Here is a 25,852-nt window from a genome sequence, read left to right as displayed (position 1 = left end):
AACTTTCAAAATTAATCTAAAAAAGAACTAAAAATACAAAAAAATATACAAATGTATATTTTTCAATATTATTCTATGTTATAATTTTCCTAAATATAGAAATCAATAGGTAATTAGTAGTTTTTTTGAGTGAGGGGAGATTTATTCATGTCAAAAATACGGCTGCGGCAAAAGCAATTGCTGTTAGCGGGGGCAATCGGCGGGACTATTGTTCTACTTTTAACTTTAGGAGGAGGGTATTTATACGTTAGTAAATTACAAAGTAAATATGAAATGAATATTGTTGAATTAGAAAATAAGTTATCTATTGCCGAGAAGCAATTAAATCAGGAAAAAGAGACTGTTACAGTCTTGAATGCAGATTATCGGGCGGGAGAAATTTTAAAGGAACAGGATTTAGTTACTGTATCACTACCTAAGGTAGCTGTCCCAAAAAACTTTGCAAACCTGCAAGATGCAGTTGGTAAATATATGAAAATTGATCTAGATAAAAATGCTTTGGTTACAAAAAACATGTTATATGAAGAGGGAATTACCCCTGATGATTTGCGGAATCAGGAGTTTAGACTCATCCAGCTTCCGATGAAGCTATTTAAAAATGATTTTGTTGATGTTCGGATTAAGTTTCCTACAGGACAAGACTTTATCGTATTATCCAAGAAAAAGGTTGAGGATTTGAATAATCAAACGATTTGGTATCACATGAATGAAAAAGAAATATTGACTATGTCAAGTGCTATTGTTGATGCTTATCTTCAAGATGCAACTATTTATGCATTAAGTTATGTTGAACCTTATCTACAAACACAAGCTATCATCACATATCCACCTAATCTGAAGGTGCAGGAGCTTATCTCTAGTGATCCTAATATAGTCAATGTTGCAACAATGTATTTAGAGAAAAAAGCGAGAGAAAAGCTTGAGAGTGACATGAAATCGATGACAGATGAAGAAAGACAAAAGTATTTAAGTGGTAAAACTGCAGAAGAACAAAATAATGCCGGGGTAAGTAATTATAACGGGGAGCAGCAAAATAATACTTCTGAGCAAAACTCGTTATTTAATTCAAATCAAAATGAAGTAAAACCAAACCCTGATAACATTTTTAAAGATCATAAATAAAATAGATAAAGAAATAAAGGTGAAACTAGGAAGGTGCAGTATGAAACAGATTTTATTTATAGGTATGACTGATAAAACAGATTTATTGTTTTATATTTCTAACCTTGTAGCCTTGAAATTTAAGGTTTTACTAGTAGATGCTACTAAGCATCATAACTATGAATATACCTATCCCAAATTAGAGATGGAAGCAAGTATTATTCAACATGATTTGTTTGATATTACTGAGCGTGTAGCGGATAAAAATCAATTAGAAGCAATAGTTGCAAATACAGATGAGAGTTACGATTACATTTTTATTGATCTTGATGATTTTAAGTCTATCCATGAATGGTATGGTGCAGATCATTATGTGTTAGTGACGACCTATGATAATAGGGAAATTCAAAGAAATCTAGTATTACTTGAAGCCTTATTTGATGGGGAAACAATAGAGGATGAAATTCCATTTACTAGACTGATTTGTGAGGCAGGACAAACATTTCATGAAGATTATTTAGATACTGTTTATGAAAAGCTTCCGATTATATGGTCAGATACATTGGTTTATTATCCAGATGAACGTGATATTACAGCTAGAATCAACAATCAAGGAAGAGCAAAACTCGATGTATCTAGATTATCTAAGGAATACAAGAAAGTATTGATCCAATTAGCTGCTTCAATTGTAGATTTAAACTTCAATGATGTTCGCCAGTGGTGGAGACAGCTAGAAAGGAGATAATTTTATGGCTAAGGTATCTTTTTGGGGCGTACAGCATGGCTTAGGTACAACGAGTACTACTGCGGCGATAGCAGCGTGGCTTGGGTTTGAGTATCAAATGAGAATTTTATTGTCACAACCTCAAATGGCGGATACTACGTTAGAACAATGCTTTTTTAAAGCAATCAATCCGTATAATAGACAAATTCATGAGTTTTCTGGAACAGGTATTGATGCATTAGAAAGAGCAGTTCGAAGTAATAAGCTGGAACGTGACACGATAAAAAACCATGCATTAATTTTAGATCAAGGTTTTGATCTCTTAGAAGGAACAAAAAGATTAGATAAGCTTCAATTTGAAAATTCAAACGATGCTCTTAATATTATTTTTGATACAGCACAACAATATTATGAGATGGTATTACTGGATGTCCATAGTGGACTTGGCAGTAAGCTTGCGTTAGAAACGATTGAAACCTCAGATTTAGTCGTTGTTTGCTTGAATCAAAATATAAACATATTGGATAAATACTTTAAACAGCAATTCAAGCCAGAGTCGTTATCCCGTATTCCACACATTGTTTTACTGGGACAATATGATGAGGAGTCGAAATATAAACTAAGAAATATTGCTTCTAAATATAAATTCAAAGGGAAATTATTAGCTCTTCCATATAATACTGGCTACAGAGATGCTATGAATGATGGTGATCTTAAAAACTTCTTTATCAAACACCGACACATTCAGAAAGGAAATCTTAATTTTAAGTTTTTTAGTCAGGTTCAAAAAATTTCTAATGTAATCTTGGAAGAGGTTGGACTTAATCCGAAGCAATATGAAGAAAGAAGGCTACAATAATGAGGGTACCGTATAGCATTAATATTCTCATTATTATGTTGCTTTTAGTAGGACTTTTAGTATTTTTATTTGTAACACTAAGGCGTAAACCACATGTCAATAAACCTAAAAATAATGATAATTTAGAGAGATATGATTTGGATCAAATCTTACAGTATGTCAAAACTACAATAAATGAATTCGTAAATAATTCTCTATTAGATATGGGTTTTTCAGGCGAGGAATTTTTAAGACGTCAAGCTGTAGTTGCTGATTTACGGAATGCAATGAAAAACGCAACCAACGGTGACATTAAGGAAAAGATATTTTTAAAGCAATATATTTATGATTTGCTGGAGCGTAAATATGAGTTAAATGCAAAAAATATCGATTATATTATCCCATTTCATGATGCTGATCGATTAACTTCCAGAGACAAATTTGATATTTTACTACATTACTACAAACAGCAGCATGGTTTTCAAGCCCTAACAAAGTTAATTGATAAATATAATCTTGATGTGACTAAAACATATATTGAAGACGGTACAACAAACTCTTATGTCATTACTGCTGATGAAATTGATAAAATTTACAACAAAGAAATACATAACACGCTTGAATTTAGAGATAAGCTTATGATTATCGTTCAGCGTATTTATTCGAAGTATAAGGGTTTTGGTGTGATTGATGAGATTCGAGATATGGCAATTGATGGTGTATCGGGTGGAGTATCAGGCATTCCTGCTTCAATGCAAATTGTTGAAGATGAAATGGAATTAATGCAGGGCATGAAGCAATCGAGGTTTGCTGGACACCAAAGCATATGGATATTTTTTCGAGGAAAATCCATTCATCTGTCCTTCCTTAGTTTTGAAACAGAACTTGAGTTAAAGCGGGTATGTCAAAACATTTATAAATACAACAATCCTGGACAATTAACTGAAAGTAATGGATTTATCGTTAACGAAATGAAGGATGGTTCTCGTGTCGTTGTTGTGAGACCCCCATTTTCAGAAAGCTGGGCCTTTTTTGTTCGTAAGTTTGATTTGCCTAATATGACATTGGAGAAGTTAATATCTCCTTCAAGTGGTGAAAACGCTGAAATTCCGCGCGAAATGATTAAGTATCTAATGAAAGGTGCTCAAGTTGTTGCCTTTACAGGCCCGCAGGGTTCAGGGAAAACCTCCCTTATTATGGCGGCGGTAAAATATATCTACGCCACATTGACATTACGTATCCAAGAAATGACCTTTGAGCTTCATCTAAGGCGTTTATATCCAGAAAGAAACTCGTTAGCATTTCGAGAAACGGATACGATTTCGGGTCAAGCTGGTCTAGATTTACAGAAAAAGACAGATGGTGCAGTGAATATTTTAGGTGAGGTTGCAACAGATCCTGTTGCGGCTTGGATGATCCAAATGTCTCAGGTAGCAAGCTTATTTACGATTTTTACACACCATGCAACATCAGTACGAGAATTAATATGGTCATTACGTAACTCCTTGCTAAAAACAGGTGTATTCCAAAATGAACGTATCGCAGAAGAGCAGGTTGTGAATGCAGTAAAATGGGATATTCATATGCGTAAAGAGCAGGATGGTAGACGGTATATTGAAAGAATAACGGAAATCATTCCTGTTACTTATGAGTCGGCATTGCTTGAAGGTGATGCAGATATTGAAGCAGGAGATAGGTTGGAGCATAAGCTAGATGCATTGATTCACCTACAAAGGGAAGCCTACCGGCGAAGTAATGGTAGAGTTTGGGTCGCACACAATATTATTGAATATCGTGAAGGCAAATATGTTGTTGCTAAGCCAATTTCCAAGCAAAAGGTTGAGGCCATGCTTTTTAATATGAATGAAGAAGATCGAATTCAATTTAAAGGCTTTTTGGAGCAGTATTGGGGTGAACGCCATGGATAAGTGGTTATGGGTATTGCTATTATGTGGTTCAGCAATCCTGCTCTCTGGTTCTTTTTTAATCTACATGATTGCAAAAGAGCGAAAGCGACGTAGGAATTTTGGTAGTGTGTGGACGATTGGAAGCACTAAACGAAAAGTCCCTGCTGCGATAATGGTTTTTTATCAAAAATGTTACATTCAGCTTATCAAGGTCCCTATCTTTAAAAAACAAATTTTAACAATTCGCAAACGCTTAATTGCCGTTAATACGTATGATGAATTTACACTTCGCAAAGAAACAATTCGGATAACACTATGGTCATTAGGTCTTGCTGGTGGATCAATCATTTTATTAGGTATATTAAGCCAAAGCTGGATGGCAGTATTTTTTGGGATTTTGGCTGCTTTAGTTTTAAATGAATTAATTATCGATATTTTCGTAAACCGAATCGAAGATAAGCTCTTAAAACAATTTGCTCAGTTTTTAGAGGATCACCGGCATTGTTATCAAGAGCTAAAAATGGTAGATGAGGCCGTTTATCAAGCTGCGGAAGCTTCACCACATGAAATTAAACTACAGGTTGAGCGTATTCACGAAATATTAATCTCACATGAACCTGAAAAGGAACTAGAAAGCTATTATGCAGTAGCTCCCAATCGATATTTAAAGGTTTTTTCGGGTATCGCGCATCTAATTCTTGAGTATGGTGATAGAACGATTAATAAAGGATCGATTTACCTGAATTCTATTAACAAGCTTGTGCAAGAGATTAGGTATGACTTAATGCGCAGACAAAAGTTACGTTATCGCTTAGGTGGGATGACGATGATCGCTTTATCACCGATATTAATCTCTTTTCCATTGGTTCGCTGGGCTGAAAATTATTTTCCGATTACGAAAGAGTTTTACCAAAGTAAGCTTGGTTTTCTAATCAGACTTGGCATATATGCTATTTCCGTCATTAGTTACGTATTGATTCGTAAGCTAGCTGAAAATGATGAAGCTAAATATGTTCCAAAAGCTCCAAAGCGGCAATGGGAAAAAAAAGTGTATACGTGGCGGCCAGTCAAATGGATTATTGATCAGATCGTACCTGCTGTACAAACGAGTAAGCATTATCGGATGAATTTGCTACTTAAGGAGGCGAATTCACCGTTACGTATAGAGTGGTTTTACATTCATCGTATTTTTGTATGTATAGCTGGATTTATAGCGGTTATTGTGCTCTCAGTATTTCTTCATTTTCAGGCAGTATATAACGTTTATCATAATCCAACGAAGGAACAGGTTAGCATTCTTGGTTATATGAATGAGGCAGAACTTAAGGAAGCAAACAAGTTAACTGAGTTTGATAACAAGGTGATGGAGGAGGTAAAGAAGGAGGGGGATACAAGCTGGGATGCTATTAGTAAGTATGTTCGACAACATGCTGAGGTTCCATTAACCGATGTGGCCCACATTGCTACAGTTAATCGGATTGATGCGAAAATCAAACAGATTAATGGCGAATATTTTAACTGGTATGAATTAGCTTTCGCCATTGCACTAGCTGTTACTGGCTATTATTTGCCGCTATGGATTTTGCAATTTCAGCGACGTATGCGTGCATTGGAAATGCAAAATGAAGTTGATCAATTCCATGTTCTAATTTCAATTTTATCAGAATTTGAACGAATTTCAGTAGAGACGATTTTAGAATGGATGGAGCGTTACGGCATCATTTTCAAACCAGCCTTACAACGTTGCTTGCTAAACTTTGATAGTGGGTCTGAAGAAGCACTAAGTAACTTAATGGTTGAAGCGCCTTTTGATTCTTTTGTGCGAATCGTTAGAAGACTTGGACAAGCAGTGGACAAAATTACGATTCATGAAGCGTTTGATGATTTAGAAATGGAACGTGAATATTTTAGCGAGCAAAAGAAGGAACGCTTAGAGCGACTTATTCGCAAAAAGGTTTCTTGGGGGAAACTGATAGGCTGGACACCAGCTGCATTGTTAATTGGTTTATATTTAGTATTTCCATTTTTATATATGTCATTTAATCAGCTTGGTCAGCTATCAATTCAAATGCAAAGCATATAAAGTTGCATCACTTACGCTATAGGGACGAGGTTAAAAATTAAATTATAAAATATGAACATTTAAGGGAGATGAATAAGTATGGAAGAAAATACTGGCGTTGGTATTCGAGTCGCAGCAGGTATCTTTTTAACCATCATGTTAATCACGATTGTGGTCATTATTACAATATCCTCACAGGATGCAGCCAAGCAAGGACAAACAAAGATGGCATCCATTACAACACAGCTTTCAGATACAGAATTTAATACGTATAACAACACGACCTTATCTGGAAGTCAGGTATTGAATGCGATTAGACAGTATATGAATTTGGAGCAGTTTGGGATAAGGGTGACAACAGGAAAAGGCGTGCAGGAATATTATGGAAATGAAGTTTCGGATACTGGAGAAGTTACTCAAAATTCAGGGAAAAAATTAGATTTGAAAAATGCAGAAAATCAATCTTTACCAGAATATATTAACCCTAGCGGAAAATTTAAATCTACAATTATCAGAGACCAGAACAGTATGATTAGGGGCATAGTTTTTATCCAACAAAATTCGTAATTCTACTAAATAGGAGCACATTATGAACGAAAATTTAGAAAATATGTGGTTCCTCACAGCGGAAATTTTTATTTTCGTAGTAGCTAGCATTTTTGCGTTACAAAGTATAACAAGTCAAGAAAAGACGTTGGAAGTTTATTATAAAGCTTCTCAGTTAGAAGAACGTCGTATATATACTAGTCTTGAGGTAAATCAAGAAGAGTATTATACAGGGGCTGAGGTATTACAGAGCATTTATCAAATTAACAGCTTAAACGTAGATATTAAGGTAGATGCTCAGGTTTTTAATCGATATTTAGATATTGATACTATAGATGTAACAGGCATTGATTTAAAGAGAATGTATAAAGTTTCTTATTTACGTGATCAAAAAGGTGTTTTGCAAACTATTGTTTTTTCCTAGAAGGTGGACAAATGGAATTTTCCTTATCCAAAGTCATCGCAGTGCTAATTGCCGTTGTTTTATTGTTTGGTTACCCTCTGTATCAACAGGCACAGCGTCAGGATGAATTAACAGAATTAGTCGTTCATGGCGCTGTGACTGAGTTTGTTGATGCAGTTCGCACTAAAGGCTACATTACGCCACAAATGTACAATGAATTTAATCGTAAGCTTGGCGCAACAGGAAATCAATATGATGTGCAAATGGAGCATATGCATAAAAGATATAATCCCCTCTATGCAGATCCAAGCAATCCAAGTTCAACATTTGATAATAAATTTGATATTTATTTTAACGGACATTATACGGAAGAGATTATGAATGCTTTATTTCCTAGTGACAAGAATTCAGCAGGCAGATACCCAACAATAGGCACAAATTATTCAGGCATACAAGCAGACCCGATGTCAGTAGGTGACTTTTTTACAGTAAAGGTTAAAAATATTAATCGAACCATGGCAACAATTTTACGAGACTTTTTTACAGGTGGCAATACAGGGAGCAATACAACACTGTATATCCCTTACGGGGGAATGATTATTAATGAGGATGACTAATTGGGCAATTTTATTTGTATGTATTTTTATACCGTTTTTTTTGATTTTAGATTTCCATACTTCTCAGGCTAAGGTTGCTGAGACACTGAATCGGGAATATACATTTGCTCTTCGCACAGCAGTACAGGATGCAGGAATTGCACTAAGCTCAAATGAGATGCAGCAATATGAATCAAGCTATGAATCTTTTAAATATGTTAAAGCCAATAAAGACATGGCGATTGATGCCTTCTTTAGAACGTTATATTTGAGCTTTGATGTTACCCATAATCGTGTAGGGCAAGGAGCTTTAGCGAGTTATGTACCTGCTATTTTAGTGCTTGATTATGATGGATACTATATTTATGCTGTAACGGAATATAGAGATGCACAAGGACAATTGAATTATAAGCATATGTGGGGACCTAAGAAACCTTATGCCTTTGCGGATGAACAAGGCAATAGTATTAACTTTACATTAGATGACTATTTATTTGCTTATGATGCTACCAGTAAAAAGTGGGTAAAGGGACTTTTAAAAGATATTAAAGATACAACCAATATTGCATTACTAAAAAATTCAAACAATTTTGAGACACAGCGGAGAAGCACCATTGTAAAAAGTATTCAGAAAGATTTAGCCTACTATATTAATAAACATAATGAGTACAACACCCACTATGGGATACATTATAACTTTAAAATGCCGCTCATTCCTGAAGAGGAGTGGGTTAATACTATCAATGATGTTGGTATATTTGCTTTTATACAAGGTATTCCGGTAGGCGACCAGATTTATAACAATTATGCATTTGGTGGGGGGAGGCTTGTTAAGAAATCATCGATCCATGGAGGAGTCGATCCTGCAACAGGTTATAAGTATTATTATCAATCACGGTGTACTGTTCCGTATCAACCTGTAGAAATTTTTGATCATAAAAAGGACGCAGCGAGGTCTGGTTATTTTCCTGCGGAATGCGTAAAACAATGATAATTCTATGATAGTTTAAAGATAGTTCAAATGATAGTTTAATGTACTTTGGAAGTGAGTGATGGATGTGTCATTTTTTTATTACAAAAGATCACCAAGAATTTTAGAGGACCCTGCTCATGAAACAGTAGAATTGATTCGTCCTCCTTCTGTGCCGGAACCCCCTGCATTAAATTTAATATCTATTATGGTACCAATTATGGTTACCGTTGCAGGCTCAGTAGCAATGATGTCCTTTTATAATAGTACTGGAAATAATCGTTATGCAACGGTGCAAATTATTTCATTGTGCACAATGGTTGCGTCGTATTTTATTCCAGTATTGGTGCATTTTCAACAAAAAAATAAACACCGAGCTAAGCTTAAAAAAAGAGCAAGACAATATGAGGAGCATCTGGATGAAAAACGTACCCAAATGCAAGCTTGGAAAAATGAGCAGGTTCTAAACTGGCATCGAAGCCATATGGAGCCTCAATTTTGTATTCAAATGCTGAAGGATCGTGCCGCCTCTATATGGGAGCGCATTCCTCAAGATGATGACTTTTTAGCTGTTCGTACAGGGATTGGAACGGTTCCAAGTGGTTTTGATATTAAGGCACCTAAGCAAGAGGGATTAGATAAGGACCCTTTAGTTGCAAAGGCAATTGAATTAGCTGATCGTTTTTCAACAATTGCTAACGTTCCTGCATTGATGGATTTGGATCGTTATCGTGTTGTTGGCATCGTGGGTGAAGAAGAGGAAATACAAAGCTTCTGTAGGAGTGTAATTACACAAATTTGTACAGGGCATTCTCCAGATGAGGTTAAGCTTGCTGTATTTTTAAATCGGATGCAGCATCCGATGTGGGATTGGGTAAGATGGCTTCCTCACATTTGGGATGAGGGTAGGAAGCGTAGAAGTATTTTTACAGAGGGCTCTGATCATGCCGCAATGCTTGAACAATTGTTTACAATTCTCCAGCGCAGAATGTGGCGGACAGAAAATAAGCGGGAACGTAGTTTGCCTTTTTATGTTAATTTCCTTCCCCATGCTGAAATGCTAGAATACGAGCCAATTTTACCGTTGTTACTTAAGCAAGCACATTTGGTAGATACTTGTACGTTTGTAATGGCTCAAAGTCGAGACGAGTTACCTAAGGAATGTCAGCTTGTTGTGGAGTTAAAAGATGGTGAAGGCATTATGCGTTCTACGAGTGTGACTGGTTTATCACAGGAAGATAGCAAAAAGAAAACAAACTATGTTCAACGTTTTCAAAGCGATGTGATGAGCTTAACCCAAGCACAGCATTTTGCTAGAAGCATGGCACCTTATCGAGTAAAATCACACGCGGCTGATGAAATTATTAATGTACTGACTTTATTCCAACTTTTTAATATTGAAACCACGAATGAGCTTAAAATAACAGAGCTCTGGCAAGAACATCGTTACCCTAACACCCTCCCATTCCCAGTAGGTGTACGTGGGGGGAGCAAGCCAGTATATTTAAACCTTCATGACAAAATTGAGCGAAAAGGTCATGGACCCCATGGTTTGATGGCAGGTACGACGGGTTCGGGTAAAAGTGAAGTAATTCAATCGATGATTGCCTCGCTTGCAGTGCAATATCACCCACATGATTTAGCGCTTATGTTAATTGACTATAAGGGTGGTGGGATGTCCAATACGTTTGCGGATTTACCCCATGTCATTGCTACTATTACGAATCTAGAAGAAGAAGGCTTAATTGAGCGTTCTAAAGTGTCCTTAAAAGCAGAACTAAAACGCCGTCAAAAATTATTTGTTGCAGCGGGTAATGTCCAGCATATTGATGAGTATTACAAAACAGCATGGCGCGATAAGGAACCACTTCCTCATTTATTTATCGTCATTGACGAGTTTGCGCAGCTTAAAAAGGATCAGCCAGAATTTATGAGTGAGCTAGTTAGTATTGCTGCTATTGGCCGTACTTTAGGAGTTCACTTATTACTTGCTACACAAAAGCCAGGTGGAGTCGTGGATGATAAAATTTGGAGTAACTCCAGATATCGTGTCTGTCTACGTGTACAGGATGAAGCAGATAGTAGAGAAATGTTAAAAATTCCTGATGCTGCTTATATTACTAATCCTGGACGAGGTTATTTACAGGTGGGGAGTAATGAATTATTTGAAGCTGTGCAGTTTGCATGGAGTGGTGCGCCATACCGTCCTGGACAGGCTCAAATCAGTGATGATATTAATTTATTCACCATTGAACTGGATGGCTCACAGGTGAAATTAAAAGATCCACTTGCCCCTCAACTTGTGAAGAAAAGTAATGATGATGGGTTAGAAGAAAAGCAGTTAGGTGTCCTCATTAAGCATATTGCTCAGCAAGCTCAAATGAGAGGAATACACAGATTACCTGGTCCTTGGTTAGAGCCATTACCTCGTGAGCTTATTTTGGATCAATTTGGAGATGGTGATTTTAGTCCGACATCTTCTACACCTTCAAAAGTCCTTTATCCGAAAGTGGGACTTGTGGATGATGTTGCTAATCAAAGTCAATTCCCATTGTATATAGATATTGAATCAGGGCATTGGATCGTATTTGGTATGCCAGGCACGGGAAAAACTACCTTTATTCAAACCTTGTTATATTCCTTAACTCATTCTACAACACCGGATGATGTACACATTTATGCATTAGACTTTGGACGGATGCTAAGAGATTATGCTTTACTTCCACATGTTGGAGATGTCATTCAAGATGACCAAGAAGAAAAGGTTGGTAGATTGTTCCACTTCCTAGAAGAGCAACTCCGTTATCGCAAAGGTTTATTTGCTGATATTGGGGTTAAGTCAAGACTTTCTTATTGTGAGGAAACAAAAACAAAGCTTCCTGCGATTGTGATTATTATTGATGGCTACTTAAGCTTTAAAAATCAATATGAACTTGCACATGAAAAAGCAGAAATTTTGATGCGCGAAGGCGCAAGTATGGGCATCTATTTTATTCTAACCGTTAATAGAGTATCCGATATTATGGATAAGATAAAAAGTAATTTCCCCAATGCGATATCATATCAGCTAGCTGATAATGGAGATTACCATTATGCTGTTGGTCGTTTAGGTGCTGTGCCTGGACAACTACCAGAGGGAAGAGGGTATGTAAAAGGCAATCTTCCTCCGTTTGAGTTCCATACAGCTCTACCGATTGCAGCCGAAAGTGAATCTGCACGTGCACGTCAGCTACGCATTGATTTTCAAAGTATGGATGAACGTTGGCATGGAAATAAGCCAAAAGAAATTCGTATTTTGCCTGATGTTGTTCCTTTACAGGAAATGTGGGACTTGGAGTTGGCCGAGCATGTTGACGAGACGAGCATTCCTGTCGGTCTTACTGTAGATGAATTAGCTGTATTTAACTGGAATTATGAGGATGGTCCGTATTTCATGATCGGAGGTAGAATGGAATCCGGTAAAACCTCCTTGTTAATGACGATAGCTTTAATGTCTGCAAAAAATTATTCGCCGGATCAACTAGAAATTTATATGTGTGACTATCGTCGCTCAACACCAGGTTTAGGTTTACTTAGTGAGGTGCCTCATGTTAAAGGGTATGCGACTGATGATACATCACTAGAAAATATGCTTCAACAGTTGCGAAATGAAGTGCAACGAAGAACACAGGAACGTATTACTGGAGATGAAGCCTCGACTCTGCTGCTGTTAATTGATGATACGGATGTGATGGCTAAACGGATATCAGGTGCTTATACTTTAACAGAGCATCTTGAGTATATCACCCGTTATGGACAAGAATGTGGTGTTGTTATCGTTGCTGCTGGTGGTGCAAATGAACTAAATCAAAACTGGGATGCATGGATGAAGGAAATTAAAGCTGCTCAAATTGGTTGGTTGCTAGGAACAACTGATTTAAATGAGGCACAGTTATTTAATATTAAAATTCCATATGATCAAAGTGGGAAGGTGTTACCTTCAGGACAAGGATTTTATATTAAGCGTAAATTAACTAAGGTGAAGGTTGCCCATGCCTTTGCGCATGGTGTTGATCAATTATCATTACAAATTAGTGATATAGAAAATATTCAAGATGCTACAAAAGTTTCAATTTAGATTTGAGGATTTTAAAAATAGTGTAAAAAGTTACAAAAAAGTTCAAATATGGACATTGATTTGAAACTATATGTCTATTACTATAAGACTATAAAAGTTATTTTTTTCTAATTTAGGAGGTTATTATTATGGCTAAAATTTTAATTACTCCAGAAGAAATGGACAGAATAGCAGGGCAATTTACATCAGGTGCACAGCAAAGTCAAGAAATTTCAAATAGTCTTACTAACGCAATTAATAATATGCAAGGGCAATGGGAAGGGATGACTCAACAAAGCTTTTTCCAACGTTATGAAGAAGATAAGAAAAAAATAGAGCAATATATTGAGATGCTAAAGACAGTTGGAGAAGATTTGAAGAAAATTGCTGAACGCTTTAGAATGGCAGACCAACAAAGCTAATTTTATATTTTCATCGATAAAGACTGGACCAGAAGAGTGGTTTAGTCTTTTTTTTTACTTAACTATACAAGTAATACCCTAATGTCGTGATATAGATGACTACATTATAAGGAGTGAAGGAAAATGGAAACAGAAAGTTTTACGTTTGAGATGACAAATAAGGAATTTTTCTTTTTAACACAAATGTTAGGATTATCAAAGATCGCAGGGTATAGCGATCCTTATAAAGGCTACTTAATGGAAGAGCTTGAGGGGGAATATAGTGAAATTCAAGCCGAGTTGGTGAACAAGGGTTGGCTGAAGATGAAGCAAGGTCAAGAGAATAAAGAGAACCAAGAAAACCATGAGAAACAAGAGAAAAAAGCTAACTACACCGATATGAATGAAGCGTTAGCGTTATGCCTAGCGATTACTGGGAGCTCTCAGGTAGTGCAATTGAGCAAGCAGGTTGTAGATGGAGAGGACTATACAGGTTTCCTGTATTTTCATCCCAAATTAGTCGTGGAAGTAATTTATGGCGAATCAGGTGAAGTACAGATAACGCCAGTAGCAGATCCACTTGGGACGATGGATGCGTTACGCGGCTTTTTTCCTTTAACCTTACGTTCTAATCGTACATTTAAACAAACATTAACTGAGTGTAACTGGGCGCACTGGAAAGGGTTAGGGAAAGAAAAGCAATTGGCTTTACTGCAATCTCAAGGTGGATCGAATTTAGATCATACAGAAGCAGAACGCGTGGTGCAAGCCTTTGCAGAGAGAGAACGTATAGGAAGTATGATCTTCTGGAATGCACGTGGTGAAGCATGGGAGCATGAGGGGTACCACTATGTTCAACATGGCGAGGAGTTGTACTTAGCTAGAGAAACCAAGCTTGACGTAGACACGGAAACAAAGATGGAGCTAGCTGCTTACAATCCTGATTTAATATGGGATAGATTAGTGAAGTTTGCAGCTCAATTTGACTTAGTTGTAGAGGGGGCGTAGAAATGAGCAAACGAATCAAAATTGATCCTGATCATTTAAATGATATTGGGAAAAAGTTTATAGCTTGCAGTGAGAAAAACATAGCAATGGCGCAAGAATTAAAAGGACTTATTGAAGGACTAAATGGTCAGTGGGAAGGGAACACGAAGGAGCGGTTTCATCAAGCTTATCAGGACGCGGATCAGCAATTAACTAGTGTATCAACAGTGTTACAGCAGGTTGGTGAAGAGCTTAATGCGATTGCAGAGCGATTCAAGATTGTAGACGAGAGCACATATTCAGGATAAATGATATAAGTTTGGATGATAGTTGTTCGTTTACTACAATGGATAAACTCAAACATACACAGTAAGGTCATAGCTTATTAGAAGTTTAGTATTGTGAGGGGGGAGAAAATAATGCCGATTCAAGCGGATGTATATGAGCTAAAAAACTTAGCAAGAAGAGTCCGTTCAGATAGTCAATCCATTGCACGGGAGTCTCGAAAAATTCAAAGTACGATGGAAGGCATTGTATGGAAGGGTAGAGCTTGTGATCGATTTAAGCTGGAGTTTAGGCCAACAGAGCAAAAGATGACAAAAGCGGTACAGGAATTGGTGAAATTTGCGGAGCAATTAGAACGAATTGCAGAAGCATTTCGTCAAGCGGATATGGAGGAAGATCGTCGTAGAGCAAGAGAGGAGCAAGAAAGAAGAGATCAGGAGCGAGCGGCACGAGAAGCAGAGCGAAATAGAAAATGATTGGAAAGGAATAGGTATCTGATGGTTCAAAAGTAGTAAGCGCGAATAGGGGAGGAAGCCGTAAATGAAAATTGAGGTAGATATCTCCGATGTTAAGCAGCTAGGAAAACAACTAAGTAAATCGGGGAATGAGATCGAAGATATTCGTTCACAATTACACCGTGAGATGGGGCGACTTAGTTTAAGAAGTAAAGGACGAGCTGAGGTCGATCAGGCCTATAGCTTGATTCAGCGAGCATTGCAGGAGTTAGAGCAAGGCCTCCAAAGATATGGAGTCGCGCTTGATAAAAAAGCTGAGGACTTTAAGGAAGCGGATGGAAAAGCCCCGTCAAGAGATTGGAGCAAGGCCTGGGATGTCTTTAAGTTCGGATTAAGCATTGGTTTAGATTTTGTTCCTGTTGTTGGGAATGTGAAGGGTGTTATTGAAGCATTGGTAGGCAGAGACTTAATCACTGGTGCGAAATTAACCTGGTATGAGCGTGTCTTGTCTGCTGTAGGTCCACTAGGAAAAGGTGCAAGCAAAGGTGCTAAATTGCTCAAATTTGCAGATGAAACGGTTGGAGGCATTTCGAAGTTTGTCAAAGCAACGAATACTGCCGTAACTGTCATTAATGATGGAAAAGGCATTGTTGAAGGATTGGTTGGACGAGATTTAATTACAGGTGAAGAATTGTCAACATCTCAACGGGTTATGTCCATGCTAGGGGTTGGAGGTTTTGCAATAGGAGCAAAAAAAGGAATTGGATTTGCAAGCGAAGTGGTTGATAGCAACAAACGTCTTAAGCATGTTGATAAAGTTAGTACTGTGTTAAGCGAAGGTACGCATAAAAAAAATAAAATGGTTGCTGAAGCAGTTGCAGTAGGAAGTGCTGGAGGTGCTACTGCAACAAGTATGTTAAGTAATAAAAAAGGTAGTAAAGCAATAGATGAAGTTGCGGCCACTGCAACAATCGGGAAGAAAGAGCTAGGGACAAGAAAAGGAAATGAAGTAATTGGTAGGAGTGCTGCAAGTTCAAAAATAGATACAAAGCAGGCTAAAGATAAAAGTGGTATTCTTGATCCGATTCATGCTGGAACAGGTCATCAATTTATGAATCATGATGTGATCAAGCTATACGGGGCAACCACATGGAAATTTGAACTTCAATATAATTCAGGACTTACGCAGCGCAGTGAGCTCGGATTAGCATGGAGTCATAACTATGCAATAAAGTTAACATTTGAGGAAAGTCAACAGGAAGGACAAGAGGAAAGACAATTTAGTGGCAATCCTAAAATTATTCATCTATGGTGGAATGCTGGACGATGCAATTCCTTTGCTCCTGAGTCTGATGGTGTATATCGTAGCACAGATAGCTGGGTTATTGGAGATGAGTTAACAGAAGTCCAGGATGGTTATGTGCTAAAGCTACGTAACACTAGAGAACGTTATTTTTTTAGTAAAGAAGGAAAGCTTCAACGTCATGTAACTGCAAGTGGTCTTTCATTAGCAGCTAGCTACAATAACGATGGATATTTAACTGAATTAACGGATAGTGAAAGTGGACGAGCACTTCATTTTCATTATGAAAAAGTAAATAACCTTTTAAAAAGGATCAGTACAGATAAACGAAGCATTTCATTTGAATATGATCCTGAAGGTTGGATGTCCACCTATTATGATGCAAATGGACATGTTACTACTTTTACATGCGATAAATTAGGACATATTTTAACAATGTCTACAGAAGGAAAGATGGATTTTAGTAATACGTATGATGATGAATATCGAATAGTAGAGCAACGAGATGCCAAGGGTCTAGCAACATGCTTGGCTTACGATACCTTAAGTCGCCCTGGCTACACCATTACAACCATTAGAAATCGAATGGGAGAGACAAGTCAGTATATACACAATGAACAATTACTTTTGGTTGAGAAGCGTAATGGTGAAGGACAAATAGAAACCTATCGTTATAATGAACATGGACAGGAAATTGAGCATCAACGAGCAGGAAGCAACGTTCAGCGACGTTATTATGATAAGCGTGGTAGACTCATTCAGCTTGAGGATGCTTTGGGTCACTCTACATGGTATGCATATAATGAACGAGATTTACTTATTGAGGAAAGAAACGCCCAAGGTGGCGTAACTACCTATGATTATGATGACGCAGATCGTTTACTAAGCATCACACGCCCAGACGGGGCTAGCTGCTTAATGACCTATCATTTAACAGGACAGCTAGCTACTTATACTGATTATGCTGGTGGTATAACAGTTTATCAGTATGGATCTGATGGGGTGGTATGTGAAGTTAAGGATGCCGAAGGACGAAGTACACTGTTGATTCAAGATGAAGCAGGTAGAATTGTGGGGGTTCAAGACTGTCTAGGCGGCTGTACCAAACGGAAATATGATAATTTGGATCAGCTTGTGCAAATGGTTGACCAAGCAGGTCGAACATGGAATTATCAATATGACGCATATGGACAAATGATTAGTATGGAAGCCCCAGATGGTGGTATAACGAAGTATTCATATACTGAAATGGGGCAATTAGCAAGTGTTTGTTATCCACTAGGACAAAAGGTTAAGTATCAATATGATGCAGAAGATAGACTCATTAATCATGAAAATGCGTATGGTGGTGTTACCAAGCTAGATTATGACCTGGCTGGTAGAGTCATTCAAGTCAGTGACCCGCTGAATCGTAGAAAAAGCTACAAATATGATGAACAAGGCCGAATTCTATCTATGATTGATGGACTAGGGCAATTGATTGAAAGCTTGCAATATGACTCAGCAGGCAGAGTATTGGCAGTTACAAATGGTCTAGGTCATACAGTTAAACGGAAATGGAATGAAATAAACCAAATTATTGCCCAAACTGAGGCTGATGGGGTACAGACTACATATCATTATGATAGTTTGGCTCGTTTACAAAGAGTTGTCCAAGGTGAAGGAAGTTCATTTGCTCTGTCACCTAGCAGCGTAAATGATGTATTTGCTAAACTAACTATGCCTACACCTAAATTACCAAATAATATCAACAATCAACAATCTGATGCGGCTTGCTATGAGCAGCTTTATGATCCTGAGCATAGAGTGATTGCTTACCGAGATGGCAATGGATATGAAACCAAACTTAGCTATGATCTGAGTGGTCTATTGCTTCAAGAAGAAAATTCAAGTGGTGGCTTGCTAGGGTATCAATATGATGAAAGAGGTTGGTTAATACAGAGAGAAAATGCAAGGGGGCAAGCACAACAATTTTTATATGATGCAAGTGGACTAGTCACAGAGCTTCAAGATGAAGCTGGTGAGTTGCAATTGACCTATGATGATGCTGGTCGTTGGATTCATAGTAGGGAAGGCACTCAGGAAATGAAGCGAGCTTACGATGTGATGGGCAGAGTTACGATGCAGCAAGAAGTATGGGGACATCATATTTATTATCGTTATGACGATATGGGAAATCTGACTCATTTAACCTATCCTGATGGCAAGGTTGTAGAATATCGTTATAACATAGCTGGTGAATTAACGGAGGTTAAGGATTGGGCAGGTCGTTTAACAAAATATCGTTATGATGAAAATGGTCGCTTAATTGAACAGCATCGTCCAAATGGAACTAAGGAAAGTCGAAAATATGATGCAGTTGGCCAGTTAATTGCTCAAATAGATACAACAAAACAAGGGATTTCGCTACAGCAGTTTAAGTATCAATATAATGAAGTAGGTCAATTAATTAAAGAGCAGGATAAGCAATACACATATGACCGTTTCCGTCGATTAATTAGTGGTAAGGATCAGGGGACAATAACCTATTTTGGTTATGATCAAGGTGGCAATCTAACAGGACAGCTAATAGAAGATAGTTTTAAGCAAACAAATGATAACAAAACTCTTGAAAAATGGAGTTATAGTACTGATAATCGGGTTAAAGCATGGAACAATTATCCTACAGAGTTAGATGCGGATGGAAATCTCTTATATGTGACAAATGGCGAGCGAATGGGTGATTACGAATATGATAGTCGTAATCGTCTCATTAAAAGTGGCAGAATGAAGTATACCTACAACTGGAAAAACGAGCGAGTTGAATGCAAATGGAAAGGAAAAGTGACTCGCTATATCGTAGATGATGTAGGCTCCTTAAGCCATGTTCTTATGGAAGTGGATGAAGCAGGAGAGACAATTGCCACCTATGTGTATGGTTTAGGTTTAATTGGCCGAGAGGATGGGCGAAATGGTGCCTATGTTAGTTACCATTATGACCTACGAGGAAGTACGACACTTCTTACAAACGAGCATGGACAAGTAACGGATCGTTATGCATATGGTGTATATGGGGAATTAGTGCAGCATGAGGGTGATACAATTCAGCCGTTTCAATATAACGGACAAGATGGTGTCATGCATGATACTAATGGTTTATACTATATGCGAGCCAGATATTACCACACAGGTTTAAAACGGTTTTTAAACCGAGATGTGATCAAAGGGACATTGGTAGAGGGGCAAACGTTAAATCGATACGCTTATGTGAATGGAGATCCTGTGAATTATGTGGATCCATTGGGGTTATCTCGTGATAGTAAGGGAAAAAGTGACCCTAATGTTAATGCATTAAATGACTTAATTAATGAGCTTAATACACATGATGGAGCAAAAACTATTGCAGATGTCAATATATTAAAAGAATGGTCCAATGAATATGGCGTAGGGAAGAAATTTAATTATGTTGAAACACCCTATGGTTATGCATTACAAAGCCTTTCAGATGATGCTATTAGCATGAGAGATTATGTTACAAATAGCGGGGATTTATTTCGTGGAGGAACAGTTGGACGAAGTAAAACAATTGATGGGCAATTTTGGGCTACTGAAAGTCCATTAACAAAAGGATATGCTGATAAATATGGAGTGGACTTTACTAGTATGGATTTTGTTCAATCAGGGAAATTAAAAACTGGTACAAACTTTATTACTAGACCAGCTCCAGCTTTAAATGGAAATAAAGGAGGAGGAATTGAAGTAGTTACTCCACCCAAAACAGTTAAACTGAATTCATTTAATATACTTGATTGAAAATATATACCAAAAATTAATGTGTAAGTTAGTAATATTTTAATTTAATATTTAAGGAGAATGAAATGGAATTTAAAGATCTAAGAGATGCAAAAACTTTAATGTCAAATTTAGCTCATTTAGTTGGGGAAACTAACAAATATTATGAAGATTTTGTTTGGTTTAGTAGTATTAATTACACAACTATTTCTGAATATCAGGGCGAACTAAAATTATTTTTAAATGAAATGATAGTTCAAAATGATATTCCTGCAATGAATGAGGAAGTTACTAGTTTGTATGAATGGTTAAATAGATAAACTTATGATTGCTGTTAAAGCTCCCTAGCTATTATTTTTATATTAGTTTTGGGAGCCTTTATTTTTAGTTTAGTGCTTACTAGAAAAATGAATGATTTTGATTTATAGATTAGTTTTATTTAAACAATTTAAGGTAGTATGAAAGAAAGAGTCATCAATTTTTTGGGGGGAGGCAATTTTGGTAAATATTCAAACTATTCATGTCCAAACAAATGAAATTGTTCAGTTTGTCAGCCTAGAAGGTTATGGACAAATGGTTGAGGATTTGAGCCATTTTAACCAAATCTTTTTTGCGGGTAAAAGTTATGGAATTATTGGCGAATGTGGTGAAGGAGGCTGGCTGCTATCCAACTTGTTATGTGGAAGGTGTGCTACAACTGATAGTGCCATTAAGATAAATCAAAATGTCGCGGATCGTCAATTACTTCAGAGTATCGGATGGTATATTGGTGATGTTGATGTCTCTAAAACATGGTATGGTAAGTCACTAACTGTTTCCAGGCTTATACAAAAAGGCTTAGAACAAAGTAATCGTAATACAGATATAAAAGAAGTTATAGAATTATTTGGTTTATCGGATTCTCGGATAAATATGACACTTCATGAACTAAGCTGGGAAAAATGGCGGGCATCTATTGCAATTGGTTATGCATTTAATAAAAAAGTTTTTTGCTTTCCTTGGGGAGATACAGCTTTTATTAATGATTTAATCTTAAATGTTGGTGTGCATCGATGCCTTGATATTTTAACTAAAGATGGGGCTATGGTCATTCTCCCAACTCAGAGAGAAGATAGTATTAACTTCATGGTAAATGAGATAATTTATATTAATAATACTAGACATACTCCTTCTCCAAGAGCAAAAGAAATTGTACTTGAATACAAGAGCAGTAGCAAACACATCTAACTCAGTAGTAGAATATTTTTTCATAATTAACTTGAAAAGGTCGAATGTATAGTGCAAAGTACTAGCGTTCGATCTTTTTTGTACATTTTTAAAACAATTGTATAAAAACAATAATTACTTACATAAATCGACAAAATAAACATTTGAAATATGATAATATTTTCCTATATATGGTTCTTCAGTATGATAAAGAGAATAGAACAGGAGTGTATAAAATGAATAAACGTAGTATATCAGCCATCATGATAGCTTCTTTATTGCTAAGCGGTTCAGGGATACCGATGGCATTGGCTGAATCAGTTACAGATCAACAAGTGACCACTGAAGCAAGTGATAGTGTTGAAACGCTAGAATCTAAAACTCTAGAATCCCCCTTTACAGATATTCAAGGTCATTGGGCGGAAACAAATATTAAGCAAGCTTTTACACAAGGATACATAAGTGCATCGGCAAATGGGAAATTCAATCCCAATCAGTTTGTGACACGCGCCGAATTTTTGAAAATGTTGATTGTAGCACAGAACATAACGGTGGAGTCCGCTAATCAAGGTGAAGCCTGGTATAAGCCTTATGTTGTGGCAGGTGAAACGAAAGGGATTTATAAAACAGACGAATTTACAACAGCACAATGGACAGGAGACATTACGCGACAAGAAATGGCTAGAATGGCAGTTAGAGCGATTGGTGCAGAGGATAAGGATAATGATGAGATGTATGTTGCAGTACAAAAAGGGTTAATTAGTGGAACTGGAGATGGAAAGTTAAGTCCAGAAGGAAAAACAACTCGTGCACAAGCCATCACAATTATAGAGCGGGTATTGAAAATTAGCGAAGGCGAAAAACTTCCCGTTGATGATCAAGCATTATCAGCAGCAGAGCAAGTAAAAAACGCACCAAAAGACCCATGGGGCAGAGCGATTAGAACAACAAATTTGCCAAAAAACTATAAGGATTTTCCTTATATTTTAGCGGATGCACCTAATGAGTTGTATGATTTGAAGCATGAATATGCTGAATACAATACAACGATGACTCCTGCTGAATATGTGAAAGTAAAAGGATATAACAAAAAACATATTGATAAATGGGCAGAGTATGTAGAGAAATATGTATATCAACTTCTTAATGTAGACTATACAACGCTTGATCAATCATGGGTGAGTAGTCTGACTGAAGTTATGAATCATTCAACTGCCTTAAGTAAAAAAGCTACTGAATATGTTAAAGAAGCTAAAGCAAATAAAGTTAGAATTGAAGGTACTGTTAAAGCAGAAACATCGATTGTTTTTTTGGATGGATATGATTATATGAGAGTTTATTTCACTTTTAAGGTAACAAGCTATCAGGATATTAAGGAATCTATCTTTTTCGATAGTTGGGTGGACAATAAAAAAATCAAAAAAAATGTAGAGTATGAGGGTTATTCTAATATCCCTTTAGCTAATCCAGTTTTTGGTGGTGAAAATAATTTTTCCTTTACAAAGGTTGCAGTTTTGGCAACTTTATTTAAAGAAGCTAGCTTTAAGGTGAAAAATTAACTTGTTTTAATATTAATAAGTTAAGTATAGAGGAGTTAGGGCTATTTTATGGTTAAAAAACAAATAAAGAAAAAAAGCCTATTTTGTTTACTTATTACTATAATAGTCTGTCTGTTAATCAATGTAACAGCTAGTGCATCTTCAGGAGCAGTAGCCGATATTAGTTTTGTTAGAGGAATAGGCGATCTCAAGATAAGTGTGGAATCGCATAGTGCTACGTCTGGAATTCGCTTTAGAACGGTAGGCTGGATGGTTACAACAAATAAATCCTGTTATGTAGATAAAAAAGGGATTGATCAATGTTACCCCAAAGATCAAAATAATGTAATTATTGACTATAATACAGTGAAAAAAAAGGTGTACACGGATCCTCCAAATCCACAACCCGGTGAAAATTTTTGGTCAATATTTATTATTGATAATAAAGATGTAAAGAGATCATTTTCAACTCTTAAGAATAGAAGCGATAAACTTTATTTTCATAGTATTTTAGAGTCATATGATGCGGATACTGGAAAAGCTAGAGGCCCACGCTACTATTCTTTAGATGGAATTAGAAGTGCTGAGTCATGGCAACATCCTGATGATTTAAGAAATTATTATGATATTGATATTCCAGATGATCCATATCCACTTCGTTTTATTTCGAGAGTCGTTGATGAAAATGGAGAGGAAGTTTTTACAAATACAACGGTAGATGAGAAACAGCATAAGTTATTTGAAGATATCACATATACAGTACCGGAAACCTATGATTACAATGGAAAACCGGTAAAATTACTTCAATCGTTTATACGTCCAATATACCCGCCAGAAGAGGATAATGAAGATGGTTCAATAGAAACTAAAAAAGCAGATGATAGAAATTGGACATTCAGTATTCACCCTGGTGGTACAGACTTAGTCATGACATATTTTTTAGGAGAAGGGCCACCACCTGCTAAACCTCCAGGAAAATGTACAATCAATATTAACACACCAACTAAAGCTCAAACTATGCCAGATAAGGTAATGGACCCCTCTGCTTCAGGGGTACTTAAGGGAGATATGCGAGGTAGTGAGCAGTTTAATGTCCTTATGGGGATACCAACCTCGGAGAATCTGTATGGTAATGTACTGGCTAATGAATACTTATTTCGACAGAACTGGGCAAATATGAAGGGAGACGTCTCTTATAATGTAGATGTACTAAAAACCTTTATTAAGACATGGACTATAAAAGGCAAGCCACCAACAAAAACTAGTAATGGAACTCCAGACATTCCTAGAACCAAAACAGAACATAAAAAAGAAACGATTGAAGTAAAAAGAGATTATCGCTATTGGCAAATTGATAATTTAGAAGTTTATGAGATAAATAATGCAATCCTATCAAATTATGCCTTAGGTGGGATGGGTGGAAGTGTTACACTGAATCCCAATGGGTATGATCCTCCAAGAGTAGCCTCACTGCATAGTAAACAAGTAGAAGACCATGTTATTCCTTCACCATGTGATCAAATTGATTTAGGTGAACAAGGTGTAGCAGGTGGAGATAAAGAACCTCCATTACCTGACTATATGCCTGAATTTAAAGCTGAAGCGGAGAAATCCATTGAAGAAAACAAAGTAAAAAATGACTATGTTAATTTTAATGGCGATACCATTATGGACGATCAGGAAGCCACAACTACAGCCCCTACACCAAGTTTTATCCCCAAACCGTCTATCATTCATCAAGACGTACTTTATCAAAAACAACTCACAATTAGCAAATCACTTACTAATAAAGCGAATCAACCTACAACGGGTACCATAAGCTACAACTTGTTACCGGATAATATTGGGGGAGGGAAAAATGAATCTTTTCCTATTCCGAATATAAATCCTGTGACAGTGCATACGCCTGTTGTCAATTATTCTGCCGTTTCGGATGATCAACGTCATAACCAGAAAACTAGTCCAAATTTAAAGCGCTCAGCATTAATTTTGGAGAGGCCCTTTGTGGTGAGAATCCCAACTTCAGGACAGCATTTACCCGAAAGTAGTTATCCTGGTTATGGGAATCGAGATTATGCTAAATATTTCAGAACGAAGCAGGTTAGGTTTCCATTTGATGTGTATGATGCAACCCAAACAACCTTTTATCCTAAAAACACATGGATTGATATTCCAGTGGAGCAGCTAGAGACCACCTTTTTCTTACCTGTATGGGTAGACGAAGGAGATTATCAGGTTTACTTCCGCAATATTGCTGAAAATGCACCAGATGATTTACCTTATCAATATGATGCCAACCTTGATTTAGTCAATCATGTTGCAGCAGATGAGGTGGCGGTGGAGGTGATTGGGCGACTCTATGATTTCCATATTACAGATGTTGCTGATTATAATTGGGAGCGTGTATTCCGAATCGCGGAGGGAAGCAGTCAACCGACAGGGGTATCCTATTGGATTGGCGACAAAAATATAGATGGTGCACCTAGAGGGAATAGTAGCCCTTACATGTTGTCCATTTACCCTGGGAGTCATCCACTACAAGGGTATAAAAATGCGGTCATTAAAACAGGGTATCACTTTAAATTTGATCTGAAAACAAAAGGAAATATGTTTGGACAACAGGATGGAATTCGGATCACACCACAATTTCGCTATGTGAGCAA

19 protein-coding genes are annotated in these 25,852 nt (G+C 36.9%); all 19 read left to right on the top strand.

The features are described from left to right. The first annotated feature begins 147 nt into the window (after positions 1 to 147). A complete protein-coding gene (locus J2Z32_RS00095) occupies positions 148 to 1,122 on the top strand; it encodes an SAF domain-containing protein (protein ID WP_210087124.1) in 975 nt (324 codons plus the stop codon). A 40-nt stretch (positions 1,123 to 1,162) separates the two neighbouring features. Next, positions 1,163 to 1,846, top strand: coding sequence for a hypothetical protein (locus J2Z32_RS00090; RefSeq protein ID WP_210087123.1), 684 nt, complete (start codon positions 1,163 to 1,165; stop codon positions 1,844 to 1,846). Between the two features lie 4 nt (positions 1,847 to 1,850). Continuing rightward, positions 1,851 to 2,684 carry an AAA family ATPase gene (locus J2Z32_RS00085; RefSeq protein ID WP_210087122.1) on the top strand — a complete coding sequence of 278 codons (834 nt, stop codon included), beginning with the start codon at positions 1,851 to 1,853 and terminating at the stop codon, positions 2,682 to 2,684. After that, positions 2,684 to 4,591, top strand: coding sequence for a P-loop NTPase family protein (locus tag J2Z32_RS00080; RefSeq protein ID WP_210087121.1), 1,908 nt, complete (start codon positions 2,684 to 2,686; stop codon positions 4,589 to 4,591). Before J2Z32_RS00085 ends, J2Z32_RS00080 begins: the two co-directional genes overlap by 1 nt. After that, positions 4,584 to 6,653, top strand: coding sequence for a hypothetical protein (locus J2Z32_RS00075; RefSeq protein ID WP_210087120.1), 2,070 nt, complete (start codon positions 4,584 to 4,586; stop codon positions 6,651 to 6,653). The genes J2Z32_RS00080 and J2Z32_RS00075 overlap by 8 nt, the downstream gene beginning before the upstream one ends. A gap of 78 nt (positions 6,654 to 6,731) precedes the next feature. Next, positions 6,732 to 7,199, top strand: coding sequence for an ABC transporter permease (locus J2Z32_RS00070; protein ID WP_210087119.1), 468 nt, complete (start codon positions 6,732 to 6,734; stop codon positions 7,197 to 7,199). A gap of 22 nt (positions 7,200 to 7,221) precedes the next feature. Continuing rightward, positions 7,222 to 7,602, top strand: coding sequence for a hypothetical protein (locus J2Z32_RS00065; protein ID WP_210087118.1), 381 nt, complete (start codon positions 7,222 to 7,224; stop codon positions 7,600 to 7,602). A gap of 11 nt (positions 7,603 to 7,613) precedes the next feature. Next, entirely contained in the window at positions 7,614 to 8,198 is a 585-nt protein-coding gene (locus tag J2Z32_RS00060; protein WP_210087117.1) for a hypothetical protein, read from the top strand. Continuing rightward, positions 8,185 to 9,168: a hypothetical protein gene (locus tag J2Z32_RS00055; RefSeq protein WP_210087116.1), complete on the top strand. Its 984-nt coding sequence runs from the start codon at positions 8,185 to 8,187 to the stop codon at positions 9,166 to 9,168. Before J2Z32_RS00060 ends, J2Z32_RS00055 begins: the two co-directional genes overlap by 14 nt. 61 nt (positions 9,169 to 9,229) lie before the next feature. Further along, positions 9,230 to 13,264, top strand: a complete 4,035-nt coding sequence (gene essC / locus J2Z32_RS00050) for a type VII secretion protein EssC (protein ID WP_210087115.1) — start codon at positions 9,230 to 9,232, stop codon at positions 13,262 to 13,264. 128 nt (positions 13,265 to 13,392) lie between these two features. Further along, the gene (locus J2Z32_RS00045) at positions 13,393 to 13,665 is read left to right on the top strand and encodes a WXG100 family type VII secretion target (protein WP_210087114.1); all 273 of its coding nucleotides are present in this window, start codon (positions 13,393 to 13,395) and stop codon (positions 13,663 to 13,665) included. A 123-nt stretch (positions 13,666 to 13,788) separates the two neighbouring features. Then, a complete protein-coding gene (locus J2Z32_RS00040) occupies positions 13,789 to 14,652 on the top strand; it encodes a hypothetical protein (RefSeq protein ID WP_210087113.1) in 864 nt (287 codons plus the stop codon). Between the two features lie 2 nt (positions 14,653 to 14,654). Continuing rightward, the gene (locus J2Z32_RS00035) at positions 14,655 to 14,939 is read left to right on the top strand and encodes a WXG100 family type VII secretion target (protein WP_210087112.1); all 285 of its coding nucleotides are present in this window, start codon (positions 14,655 to 14,657) and stop codon (positions 14,937 to 14,939) included. Positions 14,940 to 15,050: 111 nt separating this feature from the next. Then, positions 15,051 to 15,392, top strand: a complete 342-nt coding sequence (locus tag J2Z32_RS00030; RefSeq protein ID WP_210087111.1) for a WXG100 family type VII secretion target — start codon at positions 15,051 to 15,053, stop codon at positions 15,390 to 15,392. 64 nt (positions 15,393 to 15,456) lie between these two features. Then, positions 15,457 to 20,466 carry a pre-toxin TG domain-containing protein gene (locus J2Z32_RS00025; RefSeq protein WP_210087110.1) on the top strand — a complete coding sequence of 1,670 codons (5,010 nt, stop codon included), beginning with the start codon at positions 15,457 to 15,459 and terminating at the stop codon, positions 20,464 to 20,466. Positions 20,467 to 20,531: 65 nt separating this feature from the next. Next, the gene (locus tag J2Z32_RS00020) at positions 20,532 to 20,765 is read left to right on the top strand and encodes a hypothetical protein (protein WP_210087109.1); all 234 of its coding nucleotides are present in this window, start codon (positions 20,532 to 20,534) and stop codon (positions 20,763 to 20,765) included. 178 nt (positions 20,766 to 20,943) lie between these two features. Further along, entirely contained in the window at positions 20,944 to 21,672 is a 729-nt protein-coding gene (locus tag J2Z32_RS00015; RefSeq protein WP_210087108.1) for a hypothetical protein, read from the top strand. Positions 21,673 to 21,887: 215 nt separating this feature from the next. Then, on the top strand, positions 21,888 to 23,210 hold the full coding sequence (locus J2Z32_RS00010; RefSeq protein ID WP_210087107.1) for an S-layer homology domain-containing protein: 1,323 nt from the start codon (positions 21,888 to 21,890) through the stop codon (positions 23,208 to 23,210). A gap of 48 nt (positions 23,211 to 23,258) precedes the next feature. After that, a partial coding sequence (locus J2Z32_RS00005) for a DUF5704 domain-containing protein (protein WP_210087106.1) occupies positions 23,259 to 25,852 on the top strand: 2,594 nt, incomplete at its 3' end.

The sequence above is a fragment of the Paenibacillus turicensis genome (genome assembly GCF_017873435.1).
Classification (GTDB): domain Bacteria; phylum Bacillota; class Bacilli; order Paenibacillales; family Paenibacillaceae; genus Fontibacillus; species Fontibacillus turicensis.
The sequence above is the reverse complement of the archived record's forward strand: the minus strand, read 5'-3'. Positions and strand labels throughout refer to the sequence as shown.